Annotated in this window: 16 protein-coding genes; 8 read left to right on the forward strand and 8 right to left on the reverse strand. The window is 39.0% G+C overall.

What is annotated here, in order from left to right:
• Nucleotides 1-27 precede the first annotated feature (27 nt).
• Nucleotides 28-1,095: a histidinol-phosphate transaminase gene (gene hisC / locus EHQ24_RS17100; protein WP_135603122.1), complete on the forward strand. Its 1,068-nt coding sequence runs from the start codon at nt 28-30 to the stop codon at nt 1,093-1,095.
• A gap of 79 nt (nt 1,096-1,174) precedes the next feature.
• On the opposite strand, the gene EHQ24_RS17105 is transcribed toward hisC, so the two are convergent.
• Together EHQ24_RS17105 and EHQ24_RS17110 are read right to left on the reverse strand one after the other, a co-directional pair.
• Nucleotides 1,175-1,579, reverse strand: coding sequence for an Hsp20/alpha crystallin family protein (locus tag EHQ24_RS17105; protein WP_135602847.1), 405 nt, complete (start codon nt 1,577-1,579; stop codon nt 1,175-1,177).
• Between the two features lie 11 nt (nt 1,580-1,590).
• The gene (locus tag EHQ24_RS17110; protein WP_135603123.1) at nt 1,591-2,034 is read right to left on the reverse strand and encodes an Hsp20/alpha crystallin family protein; all 444 of its coding nucleotides are present in this window, start codon (nt 2,032-2,034) and stop codon (nt 1,591-1,593) included.
• A gap of 155 nt (nt 2,035-2,189) precedes the next feature.
• Between EHQ24_RS17110 and EHQ24_RS17115 the strand changes: the two genes are divergently transcribed.
• The gene (locus tag EHQ24_RS17115) at nt 2,190-2,648 is read left to right on the forward strand and encodes a RidA family protein (RefSeq protein WP_135602848.1); all 459 of its coding nucleotides are present in this window, start codon (nt 2,190-2,192) and stop codon (nt 2,646-2,648) included.
• Nucleotides 2,645-3,193, forward strand: a complete 549-nt coding sequence (locus EHQ24_RS17120) for a hypothetical protein (protein ID WP_135602849.1) — start codon at nt 2,645-2,647, stop codon at nt 3,191-3,193. Before EHQ24_RS17115 ends, EHQ24_RS17120 begins: the two co-directional genes overlap by 4 nt.
• Nucleotides 3,194-3,338: 145 nt before the next feature.
• On the opposite strand, the gene clpA is transcribed toward EHQ24_RS17120, so the two are convergent.
• The 5 genes from clpA to EHQ24_RS17145 are packed head-to-tail and all read right to left on the reverse strand — an operon-like array spanning nt 3,339 to nt 10,941.
• Nucleotides 3,339-5,606, reverse strand: coding sequence for an ATP-dependent Clp protease ATP-binding subunit ClpA (gene clpA / locus EHQ24_RS17125; RefSeq protein WP_135602850.1), 2,268 nt, complete (start codon nt 5,604-5,606; stop codon nt 3,339-3,341).
• Nucleotides 5,603-5,944 (reverse strand): ATP-dependent Clp protease adapter ClpS, encoded by a 342-nt coding sequence (clpS, locus tag EHQ24_RS17130; RefSeq protein ID WP_135569287.1) that lies wholly within the window; start codon nt 5,942-5,944, stop codon nt 5,603-5,605. Before clpS ends, clpA begins: the two co-directional genes overlap by 4 nt.
• Nucleotides 5,944-7,107: a GNAT family N-acetyltransferase gene (locus EHQ24_RS17135; protein ID WP_135602851.1), complete on the reverse strand. Its 1,164-nt coding sequence runs from the start codon at nt 7,105-7,107 to the stop codon at nt 5,944-5,946. The genes clpS and EHQ24_RS17135 overlap by 1 nt, the downstream gene beginning before the upstream one ends.
• 15 nt (nt 7,108-7,122) lie before the next feature.
• Complete coding sequence (locus EHQ24_RS17140) at nt 7,123-10,272, reverse strand: SpoIIE family protein phosphatase (protein WP_135602852.1); 3,150 nt, start codon at nt 10,270-10,272, stop codon at nt 7,123-7,125.
• Nucleotides 10,273-10,299: 27 nt separating this feature from the next.
• Complete coding sequence (locus EHQ24_RS17145; protein WP_135602853.1) at nt 10,300-10,941, reverse strand: DedA family protein; 642 nt, start codon at nt 10,939-10,941, stop codon at nt 10,300-10,302.
• Between the two features lie 91 nt (nt 10,942-11,032).
• On the opposite strand from EHQ24_RS17145, the gene EHQ24_RS17150 reads away from it, so the two are divergent.
• The 5 genes from EHQ24_RS17150 to EHQ24_RS17170 are packed head-to-tail and all read left to right on the forward strand — an operon-like array spanning nt 11,033 to nt 15,543.
• Nucleotides 11,033-11,464, forward strand: coding sequence for a hypothetical protein (locus EHQ24_RS17150; RefSeq protein WP_135603124.1), 432 nt, complete (start codon nt 11,033-11,035; stop codon nt 11,462-11,464).
• A 2-nt stretch (nt 11,465-11,466) separates the two neighbouring features.
• The gene (locus EHQ24_RS17155) at nt 11,467-12,576 is read left to right on the forward strand and encodes an AI-2E family transporter (protein ID WP_135602854.1); all 1,110 of its coding nucleotides are present in this window, start codon (nt 11,467-11,469) and stop codon (nt 12,574-12,576) included.
• On the forward strand, nt 12,577-13,854 hold the full coding sequence (gene xseA, locus EHQ24_RS17160; protein ID WP_135602855.1) for an exodeoxyribonuclease VII large subunit: 1,278 nt from the start codon (nt 12,577-12,579) through the stop codon (nt 13,852-13,854).
• 9 nt (nt 13,855-13,863) lie between these two features.
• The gene (locus EHQ24_RS17165) at nt 13,864-14,139 is read left to right on the forward strand and encodes an exodeoxyribonuclease VII small subunit (RefSeq protein ID WP_135602856.1); all 276 of its coding nucleotides are present in this window, start codon (nt 13,864-13,866) and stop codon (nt 14,137-14,139) included.
• A gap of 3 nt (nt 14,140-14,142) precedes the next feature.
• Nucleotides 14,143-15,543: a high affinity choline transporter 1 gene (locus EHQ24_RS17170; RefSeq protein WP_135602857.1), complete on the forward strand. Its 1,401-nt coding sequence runs from the start codon at nt 14,143-14,145 to the stop codon at nt 15,541-15,543.
• Here EHQ24_RS17170 and EHQ24_RS17175 read toward each other — a convergent pair.
• Nucleotides 15,512-16,561: a D-alanine--D-alanine ligase gene (locus EHQ24_RS17175; RefSeq protein ID WP_135602858.1), complete on the reverse strand. Its 1,050-nt coding sequence runs from the start codon at nt 16,559-16,561 to the stop codon at nt 15,512-15,514. The two genes, EHQ24_RS17170 and EHQ24_RS17175, sit on opposite strands and share 32 nt — an antisense overlap.
• Nucleotides 16,562-16,583 lie beyond the last annotated feature (22 nt).

Below are 16,583 nucleotides of genomic sequence, written 5' to 3' on the forward strand. Positions count from 1 at the left end.
GTGACTAATCCAAATACAAAATTTTCAATGGAAGCACTGGTGCGTAAGGAACTACCAGCGTTTAAACCCTATACACCTGGCGAACAACCAGGCCTTAGTGCCTCCACCATCAAACTGAATACAAACGAAAACCCATACCCACCTTCTCCTAAAATCAAAGAGGCTGTGGAAAAGGTCTTACAAACAGGTGTTTTGCGAAAATACCCAAACTACCACTCCCGGAAATTACAAGAACTCATAGCAAAAGATTATGACTTAGACCCGGACCAAATTTTGGTGACAAATGGGTCTGATGAAGCCTTACGTTTGTTATTCCAAGCCCTAGTAGGTCCTGGCGATGTGGTTGTGGCACCAGACCCAACCTATTCCTTTTATCCTGTGTTAACAGAACAAATGATGGTCGGAGCTACTTACAAAGCGGTTCCACTAAAATCAGACTTACATTTTGATTTTGACTCTTTGGGAAAAGAACAAGGAAAATTACTTTGTTTTGCTCATCCCAATGCTCCGACTGGTGTGGAAGAACCAAAGGATAAACTTTTAAATTTAGTTAAAAATTTTGAAGGGGTTGTTCTTTCCGACGAAGCGTATATTGATTTCACAGAACCAAACTCTAGTTTGATGACAGAAATAGGAAACCATCCGAACCTAGTGGTTTCTCGCACCTTTTCCAAATCCTATGCTCTTGCTGGACTCCGAGTGGGGTATCTAGTGGGATCACTCGAAGTGATATCGTGGATTCGTAAACTCAAAGATTCCTATAATGTAGGAATTTTGGAACAAGTTGTGGCGGAAGCCTCTTATGCAGACAAAGAATACTTTTTGGAAAAACGAACTCTTGTCATTTCAGAAAGAAACAAACTAAAAAAAGAATTGGAATCTCTCGGTTTTTTTATCCCCACCTCCTCTACAAATTTTTTATTTTGCAAACCTAAGTCAGGTGTTTCACCAGAGAGTTTGTATTTACAATTAAAAAATAAAAACATTCTCATTCGGTATTTTTCTACGGGAATTTCAAAAGACTATATTCGTATCACGATTGGAACAGCAGAAGAAAATACGAAACTACTAGAAACCATTCGTTCCCTAATCTAAAAAAACCCGGCACACCTGTAAGAGATGAACCGGGTCCGAAATTAAATTCACTTTAGATTTACCAAACACAAAAGGGAATTTATTTCTGAATTTCGATTTTTGTTTTTTTAGGCTCCATTTTTGGAATGGTTAATTCCAAAATTCCGTTTTTCATTTTGGCAGTGGCTTTGTCCGAATGGATTGCTTTGCCAATTGTAAATTTTCGGAAGTAACTTCCTTCTTTGTATTCGGCAAGTCGCACTTGGCCGCGAGATTCCTGTGGCATTACAAACTTACCTTCCAAAATTAGTTGGTCTTTTTCAATGGAGATATCTACCGATGATTGGTCTACCCCAGGCATTTCCACATGGAAATAAAATGCATCCTCTGTTTCCATTACATCTACGTTAGGTGAATAGACACGAACATTCGTTGCCGATTTTTGATCTTTACCTTCAACTGTTTCTGTAACTTCTTGTTTGTTTTCTTTTGTGAGTGTATTCATATCGAATCTCCTTACCCGATGGTGATGGATACTTTTTTAGGTTTATCTTCTTCTCTACGAGGAAGGTGGATGTTTAAAATTCCATTTGTGAATTTAGCAAGGACATGTTCCCCATCCACTCGGAATGGAAGTTCCAAGGTTCTACGGAATTCTCCATTGAAGATTTCACGGCGAAGTACTTCTGTTCCCTCTGCGAGTTCTTCTGATTTTTTCTTTCCGTGGATTGAAAGTAAATTGTCCTTCACATTGATTTCGATTTGGTCTGGTTCGAGTCCAGGAAGCAAACAAGTCACTAGGGCCTCGTCTTCCTTCGTATAAACGTTGACTGGAGGGAAATTGGACGGAGATCCAAATTGACTGTCCAAAATGGAACGAGTCAACTCATCGTTCAGTCTGTCAAAATCTCTCCAGAACTGATTTGCTTTGGTTTGTGGGTCTAGAATTCGGAACAACATGCTCATTCTCCTCTTTAGCACTCGTATCTATAGACTGCTATTTTTATTAGCAATCTACATCTTTGACTGCCAATCGTCAAGAATGTTTTCTAATTTAAACAATTTTCCAAAAAAAATTTTGTCCCGAAAGGCCTTCCTCTCTAGCCTGGAATCCAATGCTCATACAAGATACCCTGAAACAACTGGGTTTAGAAATTCCCCCAGTTCCTGCCGCCCTTGCCGCTTATATCCCTTCGAAAAGGTCCGGAAACCTAATTTTTACTTCCGGACAACTTCCTCTTGTTAGCGGGAAATTAAGAAAAACGGGAAAGGTGGGAAAAGATTTAAGTCTTGAAGAAGCAAAAGAAGAGGCAAAACAATGTGTCCTCAATGCTTTGGCTGCATTACTACTACATATCGATTCCCTAGACAAAATCAAATCGATTGTCAAATTAGGAGTGTTTGTGGCCGGAACTCCAGAATTCACCGAACAACACTTAGTTGCCAATGGTGCATCTGAACTACTCGCAGCCATTTTTGGCGAAAAAGGAAAACATGCGCGTTTTGCCATTGGTGTGAGTTCTCTTCCGCTTGATGCTAGTGTGGAATTGGAAATGGTAGCAGAAGTAGAATGACAAATTCGTTTATTTCTAAATTTTTTAATTTAGTTCAATTTTTAAAAGAATCGTTTTTGTTCGTTCCAGAGTTAATTTTCGCTTGGTGGCACCTAACTAAGAGAATTTTCTTAGCGTTATATAGTTATTGGAATACAAAACTATTATTTGATAAAATATTTTTTATTTTTTTATTTTTGCAACTTCTCTTTTCAGTCCTTCCTTGGTTTTCATACCAAATTCGTTTTTTTGATACGGAAGAATCCATCTCTCTCGGCCCTAAGTTAAACTCAGTTTTTATTTTACTTAGCCTACTTAATTTTTTCTTTTTGGGATTTTGGAAATCATCTTGGACAAGGATTTGGTTTTTTACATGCCAAATGATTGCAATTGTATTTGTGATTTGGGGTTATTTAGATCCTAAACGATATTTTTATGACTTCGTCAAACCAGAAGAAGTGGGCCTTGGACTTTCCTTCTATTTGTTTTTAGGATCGGTTCTAGGAGCATTTGTCTTTGGATTTTTCACCTTTAAAAAAGAAGATGAGGTTTTAGGAAGATTGTAAATCATTTGAATGGACTTGGATCACCAAACGAAAGTTTGGAAAACTTTCCATTCATCTACAAATTTCGATCCTTTCCCTTGCGAATTGCGAGTTTGTCAGAAAAACCGTGAGAATACAATCCCCTCACGGTTAACTAAAAATACTTTCACTCATTCACTTCCAGAATTTCCAAAACATTTTTTCCATCTTTTTCTATCACATCCACAATATACTTAGAGCCTTTGTCTTTTTGGAATAGGATTTTTTTAGAAAGAGGTTTTCCGATTTCTGAATTGAGGATTCTTTGGATGGGCCTTGCTCCCATGGTTTTGTCATAACCAGTTTCTGCCAAATGTCTAACTGCTTTTTCAGACAATTCCAAATGAATCCCTTTTTCATTGGCTTTGGTTTGCAAAGTGCGGAACATTCGTTTAACAACTAACTGCACTACCTGAATTGATAGAGCACCAAATTCCACAACAGCAGTGAGTCGATTGCGAAATTCGGGAGTGAATGTCCTCTCAATTGCCTTCATAGACCGGTCATCATATCTGTCGGTATCAAAACCAAGAAGTGGTTTCGAACTTTCCTGAGCTCCCGTGTTGGTGGTTAGGATTAGGATCACATTACGAAAATCTGCTTTTTTTCCCGTGCTATCAGTAAGCGTCGCATGATCCATCACTTGCAAAAGGATGTTGTAAATATCTTCATGTGCTTTTTCGATTTCATCGAATAATAGAACACAGTGGGGATTTTTATTTATGGCATCGGTGAGTTGGCCACCTTGGTCATAACCCACATAACCCGGCGGACTTCCAATGAGTCTTGATACGGAATGTTTTTCCATGTACTCACTCATATCAAACCTAAGAAACTCCACTCCCATTTTTTCTGCCAAAGTTTTTGCCACTTCGGTTTTACCCACACCAGTAGGTCCAACAAAAAGAAAACTACCAATTGGTTTTCCTTCGTCACTGAGGCCAGAGCGAGAATAATGGATGGCATCTACCACTTGTTCAATGGCATGGTCTTGCCCAAAAACAATGGATTTGATTTCAGAATCTAAATTTTCTAATTTCTTTTTATCATCGGCCTTGACGGTTTTTTCTGGTATTTTGGCAATTTTAGCAACAAGTGATTCGATTTCCAAAATCCCTACCTGTTTTTTGGCCTTTTCTTTTTTCTCATCACGTAACTTAACATAGGCGCCTGATTCGTCCATTAAATCTATGGCTTTGTCTGGCAAAAAACGATCTCTTAGATGTAAGCTAGATAAATCCACACAAGCCTCAATGGCTTTGGCACTGTAGGTGACTCCGTGGAAGGATTCATATTTGGGTTTGAGGCCTTTTAAGATTTCGATCGCATCTTCCCTGGAGGGTTCTGAGACTTCAATCTTTTGGAACCTTCTGGAAAGGGCATGATCTTTTTCAAATATTGATTTATATTCTTTGTAAGTGGTTGTTCCAATGCACTTGAGTTCTCCATTGGCAAGGGCCGGTTTCATCAAATTAGAAGCATCCAAACTCCCACCGGATACGGCACCAGCTCCCACAATGGTATGGATTTCGTCTACAAAGATGATTCGTTCTGGTTTCCCGACTACTTCTTGTAAGATGGCCTTCAAACGTTCCTCAAACTCACCACGGAATTTGGTTCCCGCCATCACAAGCCCCATATCCAAAGAATAAATTTCTAAATCCAGCAAACTTTTTGGGACGAGCCCCTTAACAACTCGTTCGGCGATTCCTTCTACAATAGAAGTTTTTCCGACACCTGCTTCCCCTACAAAAATAGGATTATTTTTACGACGACGAGATAAGATATGAATGGTTCTTTCAATTTCAACTTCCCGGCCAATACAAGGATCTAATTTCCCTAACCTTGCTCTTTCCGTAAGATTGACACAAAATTTTTCCAGTGCAGATTTACGAGAGTTTCCTTCGCCTTCTTCAGGATCTGCTTCTTCTGTAAAATTAGGTTCTTCAGATTCCGTTTCTTTTTTAATTCCATGAGACATGTATTTGATCACGTCCAGACGGTTTACTTCTTGTTTGGCGAGTAAATAATAGGCTTGGCTGTCCTCTTCTCTAAAGAGTGCCACAAGTACATTGTTTCCATCCACTTCTTCTTTCCCTGAATTTTGGACATGAAAGGCGGCAAACTGAATTACAAACTGTACACCTACAGTATAACGTGGTTGGATTTTTAAATCAGGAACGGCAATGGTAGAAAGATCTTCTTCAAAGTATTCGGTCAGTTCCTTTCTAAGTAAATCCAAGTCACAACCTACACTAATTAGGACTTCTTTTGTTTTTTCGTTATAAGTAAGACCATATAATAAATGTTCTAAGGTGATAAATTCATGATGGTATTTACTTGCTTCGTTACCTGCAAGTTCTAAGGTTTTTTCTAAATCTAGGGAAAGGTTCATTCGTCCTCCTCTTTCGCCAATTGGCATTGTAATGGATGTCCCGCATCGTCCGCGAGTTTATGTACTTCTGCTACTTTCGTCCTCGCAATGTCCAAGGAGTAGACCCCACAAACGGCTGATCCAGAAGTATGCGCCTTCCACATAATCTGACGAGATTCTTCCATTGATTTCCGAAATACATTGGCTAGTACAAAAACTACAAATTCCTGAGGCGTGTAATCATCATTGATCAATATCACCTTATACCGATCCGGTTTTTTTAATTTCTTTTTCTGTTTTTCCCTTTCGAGAAGTTCCACATTCATATCGGTATAAGATTTTCTTTTTGGATCTGACATTATCCCTCCCGGAGCGATTTGATAGGAGACTGAGAATTATAAGCGGAAATATTTTCCCTTTCCATCACAATCTCTCGTTCCAAATAGGACTCAATGGCCGCTCTTCCCTGTTCATTATAAATATGATGTAAACTATACATGGGAACGGCTTCATAACCCCTTAGGAATTTATGTTCCCCTTGTGCACCTGCTTCCACTCGTTCCATTTTATGTTCGATTGCAAAATCAATCAATCGGTAATAACAACATTCAAAATGCAAGTTGGGAACATGTTCCAATGCTCCCCAATACCTTCCAAAAAGAAAGCCTTCCCGAAATACATTCCAACTCCCACCCACAGGTTTCCCTAAAGAGTCGCTTGCCAAAACAAGAACCAAACGATGGCGAAAGGTCTGATGCATTTCCAAAAAGAATTTCCGATTCAGATAGGGCTGTCCCCATTTTTTGGAATGGGTGTCTTGATAAAATTGATAAAAGATATGAGCATGGTCTTCTGTGATCTCGTCACCCGTAAGGGTTTGGATGGTAAGTCCCGATTCAGAAATTTTTCTCCTTTCTTGGCGGATTGTTTTTCTCCGGTCTTTGACAAGAGTGGATAAAAACTCTTCAAAATTCGCAAAACCTTTGTTAAACCAATGGTATTGGTGAGACAACCTAGGAGCAAAGGAATTTTGAATCCCTAAACTTTGTTCATTTTCTTTGCAAAATAAAATATGAACGGAAGAAGTATCTTTTTCTTTTCCAAATTCTAAAAGGGTCTGTAAAAGTGAGGAAACAAGGATATCTCTTTCTTCAGGTTTTAAATTAGGATGGAGTAAAATCCGAGCCCCCGTCACTGGAGTGAAGGGAACCGCTACAGTCAGTTTTGGATAATATGGAATCCCTGCCCGATGAAAGGCATTGGCCCATTGGAAATCAAAAATATACTCGCCATAGGAATCACTCCGAAGATAAGCCGGAAGGACTCCGAACAAAATCCCCTCTCGCCTAGCAGAGATTAAAACCGGTATCCAATCAGAATTTCCAATACAACCTGTATTTTCTAAACCCGAAAGGAATTCATACTCCTGGAAGACGGAATCTGGGTGAACCAAAAGATTCCATTCTTCCTTTGTAAAGTCCCGAAAGGTATCGGAAATTTTTATCTCAAACGTTTCATTCAATGTAGACTTTAGACTCTAATTCACGACATCTTGTTTGTTTTGTTTTTTGCGAATGTGATCAAGGAGCCTTTGCAAGCTAGGATTTTCTGGGTCAAGCTCCAAGGCTGAACTGAGAATGTTCTCCGCCCGAGACAGATTTTTATCTGCCAGGTAGGTCTGGCCCAAATTGATCAAGTTTTTGACATGGTTTGGATCACGAAGGCGCACCCTTTCCCCAAAATCGATGGCAGTTTTGATATCAGCCACTTTTCTTGCACAAAAAGCAGTGATGTACATAATTTCCGTGTCCATTGGTTTTAACAAACTATAGTCTTTGGCCATTTTTTTGGCATTCCCATAGTCTTTGAGTTTCAAATAGAGTTGGATGAATTTCTTTTTGATCTCTGGAATGTTTTCTTCCAATGAATTCGCCTGTTCCAAATACGAAACTGCTTCCTGGAGATCCGCAGATTCGCTCGCTTCTTTTGCTTTGTGTAAAAGCGATTGGATTTCCTTTAGCCTTTCTTTTTCGATTTTATAACGTTCTTTTTCTTCAATAAAGGAAACTCGTAAAATCGATAAATCATCTGTCAAACTTCCATACTTTCGAAGTTCTTCATAGATTCCATCGAGTTCTCCCTTTCCTGCTTCCACAACTCGAAGGAAAAGCCTTTCATCTTCGTTAATCACACGTTTCCCATCTTCCGTGTGGGAAATGAGTAAATCATCTCGTCCGTCAGATCCGGCAAGTAAAACATCACCCACCTCTAACTGAAAGGTTTTGATGTATAAATTTCCTTGGACTCCTGAAGTTCCTAATTTTCGAAACATCAATTCGTTTTCGATAAAACTCGCAATTCCATCTCGGTACAAAACCATCCAAGGGTGTTCCGCGTTGATAAAATACAACAAACCTGTTTCGTTATCAATTAAGCCAAGGACTAAGGAAACTAACATGGAACCATCAAAACCCTCAAAGATTTTATGCAGTTCTAAAAATGTATTTTTGATCCAACGTTCTGGGTAAGTGTTCCTTGCTTCACTTAGGAGTTGCGTACGAGTGATGATGGACTCAAAAACCGAACCAAGCACCAGAGCGCCTCCAGCGCCCTGCATGGACTTACCCATAGCATCAGCATTTAAAAACACTGTATATGAACGGTTGTTTAGAAAAATTTGGTTGGCAATATTCAAATCTCCACCAATTTCTTTTTCATATTGGCGGAAGGTAAATTTTTTCTTTTGTTCTAATAAAAAATCCACTTGGACATTGTCATGATTCGCATTATTCGCGTTAAATGGCTGCAAAAGAAGCGAGGTCAAAAAATAATCCCCATCTTGTTGGTGTTTGAGCGATTGGACTTCTTTTAAGGAATTTTCTAATTCCTTCGTACGTTCTTGTACTTTTACTTCCAATTGGTCTGCATATTGTTCCAATTTTTTACGTGCCGCTTGGATGGAACGCACCATTCGGTTGAAGGAACGGGCCATAAAACCAATATCATCTTCTACATGAACTGTCAGCCTATGTTCTAAGTTTCCAGAGTTTACCTCTGTCAAACCTTCAATGATTTGTTCGATAGGCCGTAAAAGTGCGATTAGGAAAAACAAACGGTATCCAAAAATCACAAGCACTGCCAGTGACAAAACACCAATGATCCAAGGGAGAGTGACCTCTTCTTGGAATTCTCTATAATCTAGATAAGGATACCCTACTTCATGGATAAGACCCTTTTCTTTGTCTACAACGAGATAACTTATGTAAAACGAATATTCAGGATTGTCTTCGGCAAACTTAACACGACCTCGGTAATTTCTATCTCCATGATTAGGCATAGGAGAAAACATTTGGTCTAGAACTTCGGCCTTTTTTTCCTCAGGAAGATCGGTTTCCAAAACAGAACGAGCAGCACCGTAAAACCCCGAAAGTGGCCCTTCTGTTTTTGAAACGAGGGACAATGCACCTTCGGAAAAATTCTTCGCAGGAATTTCTCGTAATTTGTTTCTTGTGTAAAGAATTTTACGTTTTTCAGACTCCAGTTCATGAATGAGAGCTTCTGGATTCGAAATTTTATCTAAGGACAAAAGTCGTTTGATTTCTGCCGCATAACCTTTGCTTGTATCAGGTAATTTTGGCAATAAATTCTCTGTTTTTCCTTTCCAATCACTTTTTGTCTTATAAGAAAGAATGGTTTCTAACGCCCAGGAATTCCAATATTCAGATTCATAACTGAATGGATCGACGGAGGTTTCATCCATCCCTTTTTTACGGACAAATTCTTTTTGATTTATATCATACGTGTAATGGAAACTCGGAGTTTGGTCTGTTTCAAGTCCTGCGATAAAGTTTTTGGCCCGAGCTGTACGCACCATATCGTAGTTAGATTCAGACTGTTGGATTACGGAATAAGCTACAAGTTGTAAAACGAGTAAAAACGATGCAAGAGAGATTCCGATGATACGTGAGATGATTGTTGTTTTATCTTTTGTATTATTGATATAAACAACGTTTGCGACAAATAAACCGACTACCAACACAAGATCTGTAATTGTCTGGTAGAGCCCACGACCAATGGCACCATCTCTTGATTGTGCATTCATAATTCCTGGTAGGATCGTTAGGGCACTAAAAGCAATCAGAATGCTTGCTGTGGCAAACCGAGATTCCTTTGGCATTTTAAAAATCTGAAATATGGCAACGAGAGAAAAAGTAACAAAAAATACCAACACAATCAGGGCATATACTTTATAAAACACAGGAACCGGAAAATCCCAATAATGCCCACTAAAGAAAAACAATCTACCGGCTGTTAGACTAATGAATACAAAATAACCTGTTACCGTCACAACGATAAAATTCATAATCCAGAAGAGGTATTTTTTTAACCTAGGAAAATAAACCTCTGGATAACTTAAGAAAAAACTAGTTAGGTAAGAAGCTCCGGCCATGGCTCCTATGATCACAAGCCATCGCATGTATGCGGCAGCAGGTCCCATAAAGGAAAAGTTAATCATATAGCCAAAGTGGAATATACCCAGCCAAAGAGTCCCCATTCCCAATCGATATGTTGCCTCGGATTTTTCTTTAACCGTCAAAAAAAATTGTGCATTGTAAAAAGCAAAAATGACACCGACGAGTGAGCCGAATGTATAAAAATCAAACGCTATATTTCCCCAAGAGTTCATGCGAGAAAACCCTAACATATAAGGAAATCATGTCAACTTTGTATTTCTTTTCTTCCAAATTTGGTATAGAAAGCACAAAAATATACAAATGAGAACAATTCCAATCGTTTGGTTATAATAAGATAATATAACAATGATTTGGTTCCAGTTCGACCCAAGTAGAGAACCGCCGAAAAGAAGAAGCCCGCACCATAAAGAAATCGCAATAGAGTATAAAGTAATAAATTTAATGACGTTCATTTTGGACATACCGGCAACAATGGATACGAAAAAACGAATCCCAGCTGAGAACCGAGACAAAAGCACTACTACAATCTCATATTTTCGAAACCAATCCAAAGTTTTGTGTAAGTTTTCCTCTTGGTAGAATGCAGACAAAAAAAGGAACCGTGATCGTTTTAGAAAATAGAGGAATCTCTCTCCAAAAAAATACATAACGAGAGCTCCCAATAGATTCCCCAAGTAAGTCGCTGCTACAATAGAAATCAAAGAAAGCGGAGAGCCTGGTGAAGAGGATAAAAATCCTGAAAATACTGTGACCGTATCCCCAGGCCAAGGGGGAAAAACATTCTCCAGAAAATTAGAGAAACAGAAAAAAATCCAAAGAACAAGTGGGGGCAACTCTAAGATCCGAGCCAAGAAAGCATCAAACTGTAGGAAATCGAGCACAGGAGAAAAGGAAATGCTTACAAACCAGTTGGCAACAAAGATTTAAAAAAATGAATGGAAGGAATCGATACTCCAGCGTTTGCTTTCCGTAATGCTTCGATTTTTGCCTATTTTTCTTCTGATTCTCTGGGGATGCCAACCCATTCACCAAACTGAAATCTATCGCTTCGACAATATTGTGGTTACCAAATACCCAACGAATCCACCGCCAGCCTTCCCTCAGTCATTTTTTCCTGATAAAGTAAATCTTCTTCAGTCTAGCGAATTCAAAACAAGTCATATCCATACCAAGGAAGCCTCTCTCCTTTTAGAATCAGAAGAAAGTTTTCAAGCGATTCAAAAAAGAATCGAAACAAGAGCAGCCCAAGGGGATTGGAAACTCATAGAAAAAACGGAAAAAAACGGAGAGGTTTCTTATCTACTCGAAGGTTTTATCAAAAAATCCCTCTCTATCATTGTCTCAGAATCGGGAGGCAGTTCCAATTACATTCGCTTTTATTTTAGAAAACATTCTAGTTATTAATTATGAGTTGGATTAAAAATAAAAACGAAACTATCGTCTACTTACTACTTGGGGCGATTTTTATAGGCACTTGTCTTACGTTATTTTTTGTTTTCAAACCATTTCTTTGGGCAAGTTTTCTAGCATTGTTATTTTACCTCACAACAAGGAAAATTCATAAAAAACTAAAGAATGTTTTGGGTATCAAATTCCATGGCCTGTCACCTTACATCATGGTGATACTGATGCTTGCCGGAGTTTTTGTTCCCTCCTATTTAATTCTTTCTACCTTAATCAGAGAATCCTTAAATTTAGTGAGTTATATCCGAAACCAACTCACAGAAGAATCAATTGTTTCTCTTTTATTAAATAGTCCGATGCTTACTGACTTTTTTACAGAGAATGAATTTTTTTGGATCAAACTTCCTCTGATGTACCGCGAATATGTGGGCCAACATATGGACATTCTCAATTTAGATTCCATCTACAGTTTACTCAAAAACTCATCTGGATTTTTACTCGGATCTTTTGAAGTACCTGGTGCCATTATCTTCAATGCATTTTTTACCTTCATTTTGCTTTTCTTTTTATACAAAGAAGGAAGTCGAATGGAACATGCACTTTTTGTTTTACTCCCTTTTCCCACAGAAATTGAGGAAAGACTGGGAAGGCGAATTGAGGAAGCCATTCGTACAGTGATGATGGGAAACCTTTTTATTTCCTTATTGCAAGGAGCTCTCATCTACGTTTTGTTACTTTTTACCTCAGTTTCAAATAAGTTTTTACTTTCAAGTATCGCCACAATTTTTTCTCTGATTCCCGTTGTGGGAACCTCTGTGGTTTGGTTGCCGATTGGACTCTACATTGGCCTTGTACAAGAAAACTGGACTGGTAGTGTACTTTTTATGATCGCAGGCGGCGCAAGTTATCTCATTTTAGAAAACTTTGTGAAACCCAAAATTTTAGATAAAAAACTAAAAACACATCCCTTTCTTATTTTTCTCTCTTTGATTGGCGGATTACAGGAGTTTGGTGTTGCAGGGATCATCATTGGTCCAATGGCCTTAACTCTTGTCATCATCCTTTGGGACTTTTGGAAAATTTTTAGAGAAACTCGTTTTCAAAATACCTAAATGGAAACAGTAGATTCATCTCTCAGTGTCAGTGAGGTCAACCGCCTCATCAAATCCAAACTCCAGGACTCTCCTGAATTTAAAAACATTTGGATTCGGGGAGAGATCTCCAACCATTCCCAAACGAATAGTTCCGGGCATATGTATTTCTCTCTGAAAGATCAGGCAAGTGTGATCAAATGTGCCTTCTTTTCTTTTCAGGCTAAAAACTATCGTGGCACACCCCTTCGCAATGGAATGGAGATTTTGGTTTACGGTTCTGTCTCTGTGTATGAACCCGGTGGGTATTATAGTATCACTGTTCAAAAAGTAGAAGAGATTGGGGAAGGAGACATCCTTTTAAAAATTGAAAAACTAAAAAAGGCCCTTCACGAAAAAGGCATTTTTGATGTGACCCGCAAACGCCCTCTCCCAAAATTTCCGAAACGCCTAGGCATTGTGACTTCGCCAAAAGGTGCTGCCGTCGAAGACATCATTCGGATTGCCACCGATCTCAATCCATCCATTCAAATTTTAGTTTCCCCTTGCCTTGTACAAGGAGACGGAGCTGAAAATTCCATCATTGAAGCCATCAAAGAAATCAATGATCCCAAGTGGGAAGTAGATGTGATCATTGCAGGACGTGGTGGTGGTTCTTTTGAAGATCTTATGGCTTTCAACCAAGAAGCAGTGGTAATGGCCTATTACAATTCTAAGATTCCCATCATCTCAGCTGTAGGACATGAAATTGATCGTGTGCTCACTGACCTTGCTGCTGATGCCACAACTCCCACACCAACGGCTGCAGCAAAACTCGCAGTCCCCAATGTTTCCGATACACTCATCCGTTTGGATGAAATGGAAGATCGATTAAAATCGGCACTAAATGCAGTTGTTCGTTTGGGAAAAGAAAGGTGGATAGGAATCACAGGAAGGCCTGTGTTCCAAAATCCTAAATCTCTTTTAGAAACAAGATCCACCTCACTTGAGGAACTCATGACAAAAATTTCCCTTCTCGGGAAAAACTATTTGGTACGCAAACAAAGTGAATTTCAAAAATTTGATACGCTAACTCAAAACTGGAAATCGTATCTAGAGCGCATCCAAAATAAATTTACGCTCGCAGAACAACGATTAGTGCACTTTTCTCCTCTTGGAACTTTACAACGAGGATATTCCGTGGTTCGAAACAAGGAAAAACAAGTGATATCCTCCATTCATAAAATCAAAGAAAATGAAAGTTTGGAAGTTTTTCTTTCTGATGGAAAACTTCTAGTGGAAGTAAAAGAAAAAATATAGGAATCGAAAATGGTAGAGAAAAAAACGATTAGTTTTGAAGAAGCCCTTCGCGAATTAGAAGAAATTGCTGAAAAATTGGAAAGAGGGACTCTTTCTTTAGAAGATTCCATCAAAGCCTATGAAAGAGGAATGGAACTCAAAAAAATTTGTTCCGAAAGACTTGTGGATGCAGAAGCAAAAATTGAATTTTTATCTAAAGCTCCGAGTGGTGAAATTGTAAAAACAACTGTCAAAAAAAAGAAGGATGAAACTCCTTCTAAACCAGTGGAAGAAGATTTATTTTAGAGAATGAATTTCCAAGCGGCTTTCATCATTGGTTACCTTCTCATCACAATTGCCATTGGAGTCTATGCGGCAAAAAGAGTAAAAAACTCAAAAGACTTTATTTTAGCCGGTAGAAGCCTCCCCCTTCCCATCTCCACGGCTGCTTTATTTGCCACTTGGTTTGGAAGTGAAACCATTCTTGGATCTTCTGTGGAGTTTGCCAAAGGAGGATTTTTAGCCGTCATCCAAGACCCGTTTGGTGGTGCACTTTGTTTATTTTTACTAGGACTTGTTTTTGCAAAGTATCTCTACCGAATGCAAATCCTTACCTTCGGTGACTTCTATAGAAACCGCTATGGGAAAAAAATGGAGTTTATCGCAGGGATCTGCCTTATCTTTTCCTATTTTGGTTGGGTCGCTGCCCAGTTTGTAGCACTCGGAATCATGGTGCAAATTCTATTTGGAATCAACCAATTCACAGCCATTGTGATTGGAGCCTGTCTTGTTGTTTTTTACACTTATCTTGGTGGAATGTGGTCTGTATCTATGACCGATTTTTTCCAATCCATCTCCATCATCATTGGCCTTGTTTTTGTGATCTATGAGTTAAATGGTGTTAAATCCATATGGTCAAGCATCCAGGAAAAACCCGAGGGATTTTTTAATTTTTTTCCTGAATCTAATTACCATGCTTGGACTTTGTATTTATCTGCTTGGATGGTGGTTGGTTTTGGATCTTTGCCCCAACAGGATATTTTCCAAAGAGTGATGTCTGCCAAATCCGAAAAAGTAGCGATTCGAGCCTCTTACCTTTCTTCTGTTTTGTATTTACTTTTTGCCCTCATCCCATTGTTTTTAGGTCTTCATGCCAAAAGTTTAATCCCTGATTTTGACTTAAATTCGGAAACAGGACAACTTCTCATTCCTACAATGATTGCCAAGTTTTCAAGCCCTTGGATCCAAGTATTATTTTTTTCTGCTCTTATCTCCGCCATTCTTTCCACTGCATCAGGTGCCATACTGGCCCCATCTTCAATATTATCTGAGAATATTTTAAAATACGCATTTAAGGATATGAATGATAAAAAACTATTACTACTTTCTAGAACTTCTGTTCTTATCATTGCAGGGATTTCCTTTTTACTAGCAGTCGGAAAACCTTCGATTTATGCTCTCGTGGAGGATTCTGGTGGAATTTCTCTTGTGACTTTATTTATCCCTATGGTGTTTGGACTCATGAGTCAAAAGGCAGATGAAAGGTCCGCCCTTTTTTCTTTATTTGTGGGAATCACCACATGGCTTATTCTGGAAGTTTACGGTGACGATATGACAAGCCATTTTTATGGAACCATAGCAAGCCTTATCGCCATACTTGTTGGAATGTATTTTTTTCCTAAGAAAGAGCAAGTCGCAGAAGCCAAGTAAAGACCTCTTTCATCTCTATCCCGACTGCTTTTGCTTGTTGGGGGATAAGACTTGTTCCTGTCATTCCTGGAAGTGTATTGGTTTCCAAAACATAAGGAATTCCATCGCTGATGATAAAATCGGTTCGCGAGTAACCTTTGCAACCAAGAATATCGTGGCATAACAAAGTATACTCTTGGAGTTTTTTTGTGATTGCATCCCCCACTGGCGCAGGCGTGATCTCCTCACTTCCACCTTTTGTATACTTGGCTTCAAAATCAAAAAATTCCGATTTGGGACGAATCTCTGTCGGAACTAAAGCAAATGGAATTCGTTTTTCCCCTTCGAAACGTTCCAATACTCCGATGGAAACTTCGGTTCCTGAAATCAGTTTTTGGATGAGGACTCGGTCTTCTGAAACAAAAATTTTATCGATAAGAACCATGGCCTCTTCGGGGGTTTTTGCCATTCCCGTATTGACACTGGAGCCACCAAGCGTTGGTTTGATGAAGACAGGGAATTCAAAAGGTAAGTTTAAAACAATTTTCCTTGCATCCGATTTTCCTTTAACTAAATCCACAAAGGGGGCCACCGGGATTCCTATGGTTTGGAATAAAAGATTGGCCCGGTATTTGTCCATGGCAAGAGCAGAGGCCAGGACCCCGGAGCCAGTATAAGGAATTCCTAATACATCTAAGAATCCTTGGATCCTTCCATCTTCCCCAGCACCACCGTGTAATCCGAGAAAGGCGGCCTTAAATCCATGATCTAATAATCCCGCACCAGATGTGGATTTTGTGATTTGGTTCGAAGAAGAAAATTCATTCAAAAATTCTAATTCGGATTTGCCAGCAGGATCTGGATACACCGGATTTTTTCCATCCGCAATCCAAAATTTTCCCGTTTGGTCAATATAAACCGGACAAACTTGGTATTTGTCCCGGTCTATTGTATTGAAAATGAAATGAGAAGAACGAATGGAGATGGTGTGTTCCCCGGAGATACCTCCGAAAAGCAGTGCGATTTTGGTTTGGATCATGAAATCACTTGATTCCTTTTCT

Source organism: Leptospira noumeaensis (genome assembly GCF_004770765.1).
Lineage (GTDB): Bacteria > Spirochaetota > Leptospiria > Leptospirales > Leptospiraceae > Leptospira_A > Leptospira_A noumeaensis.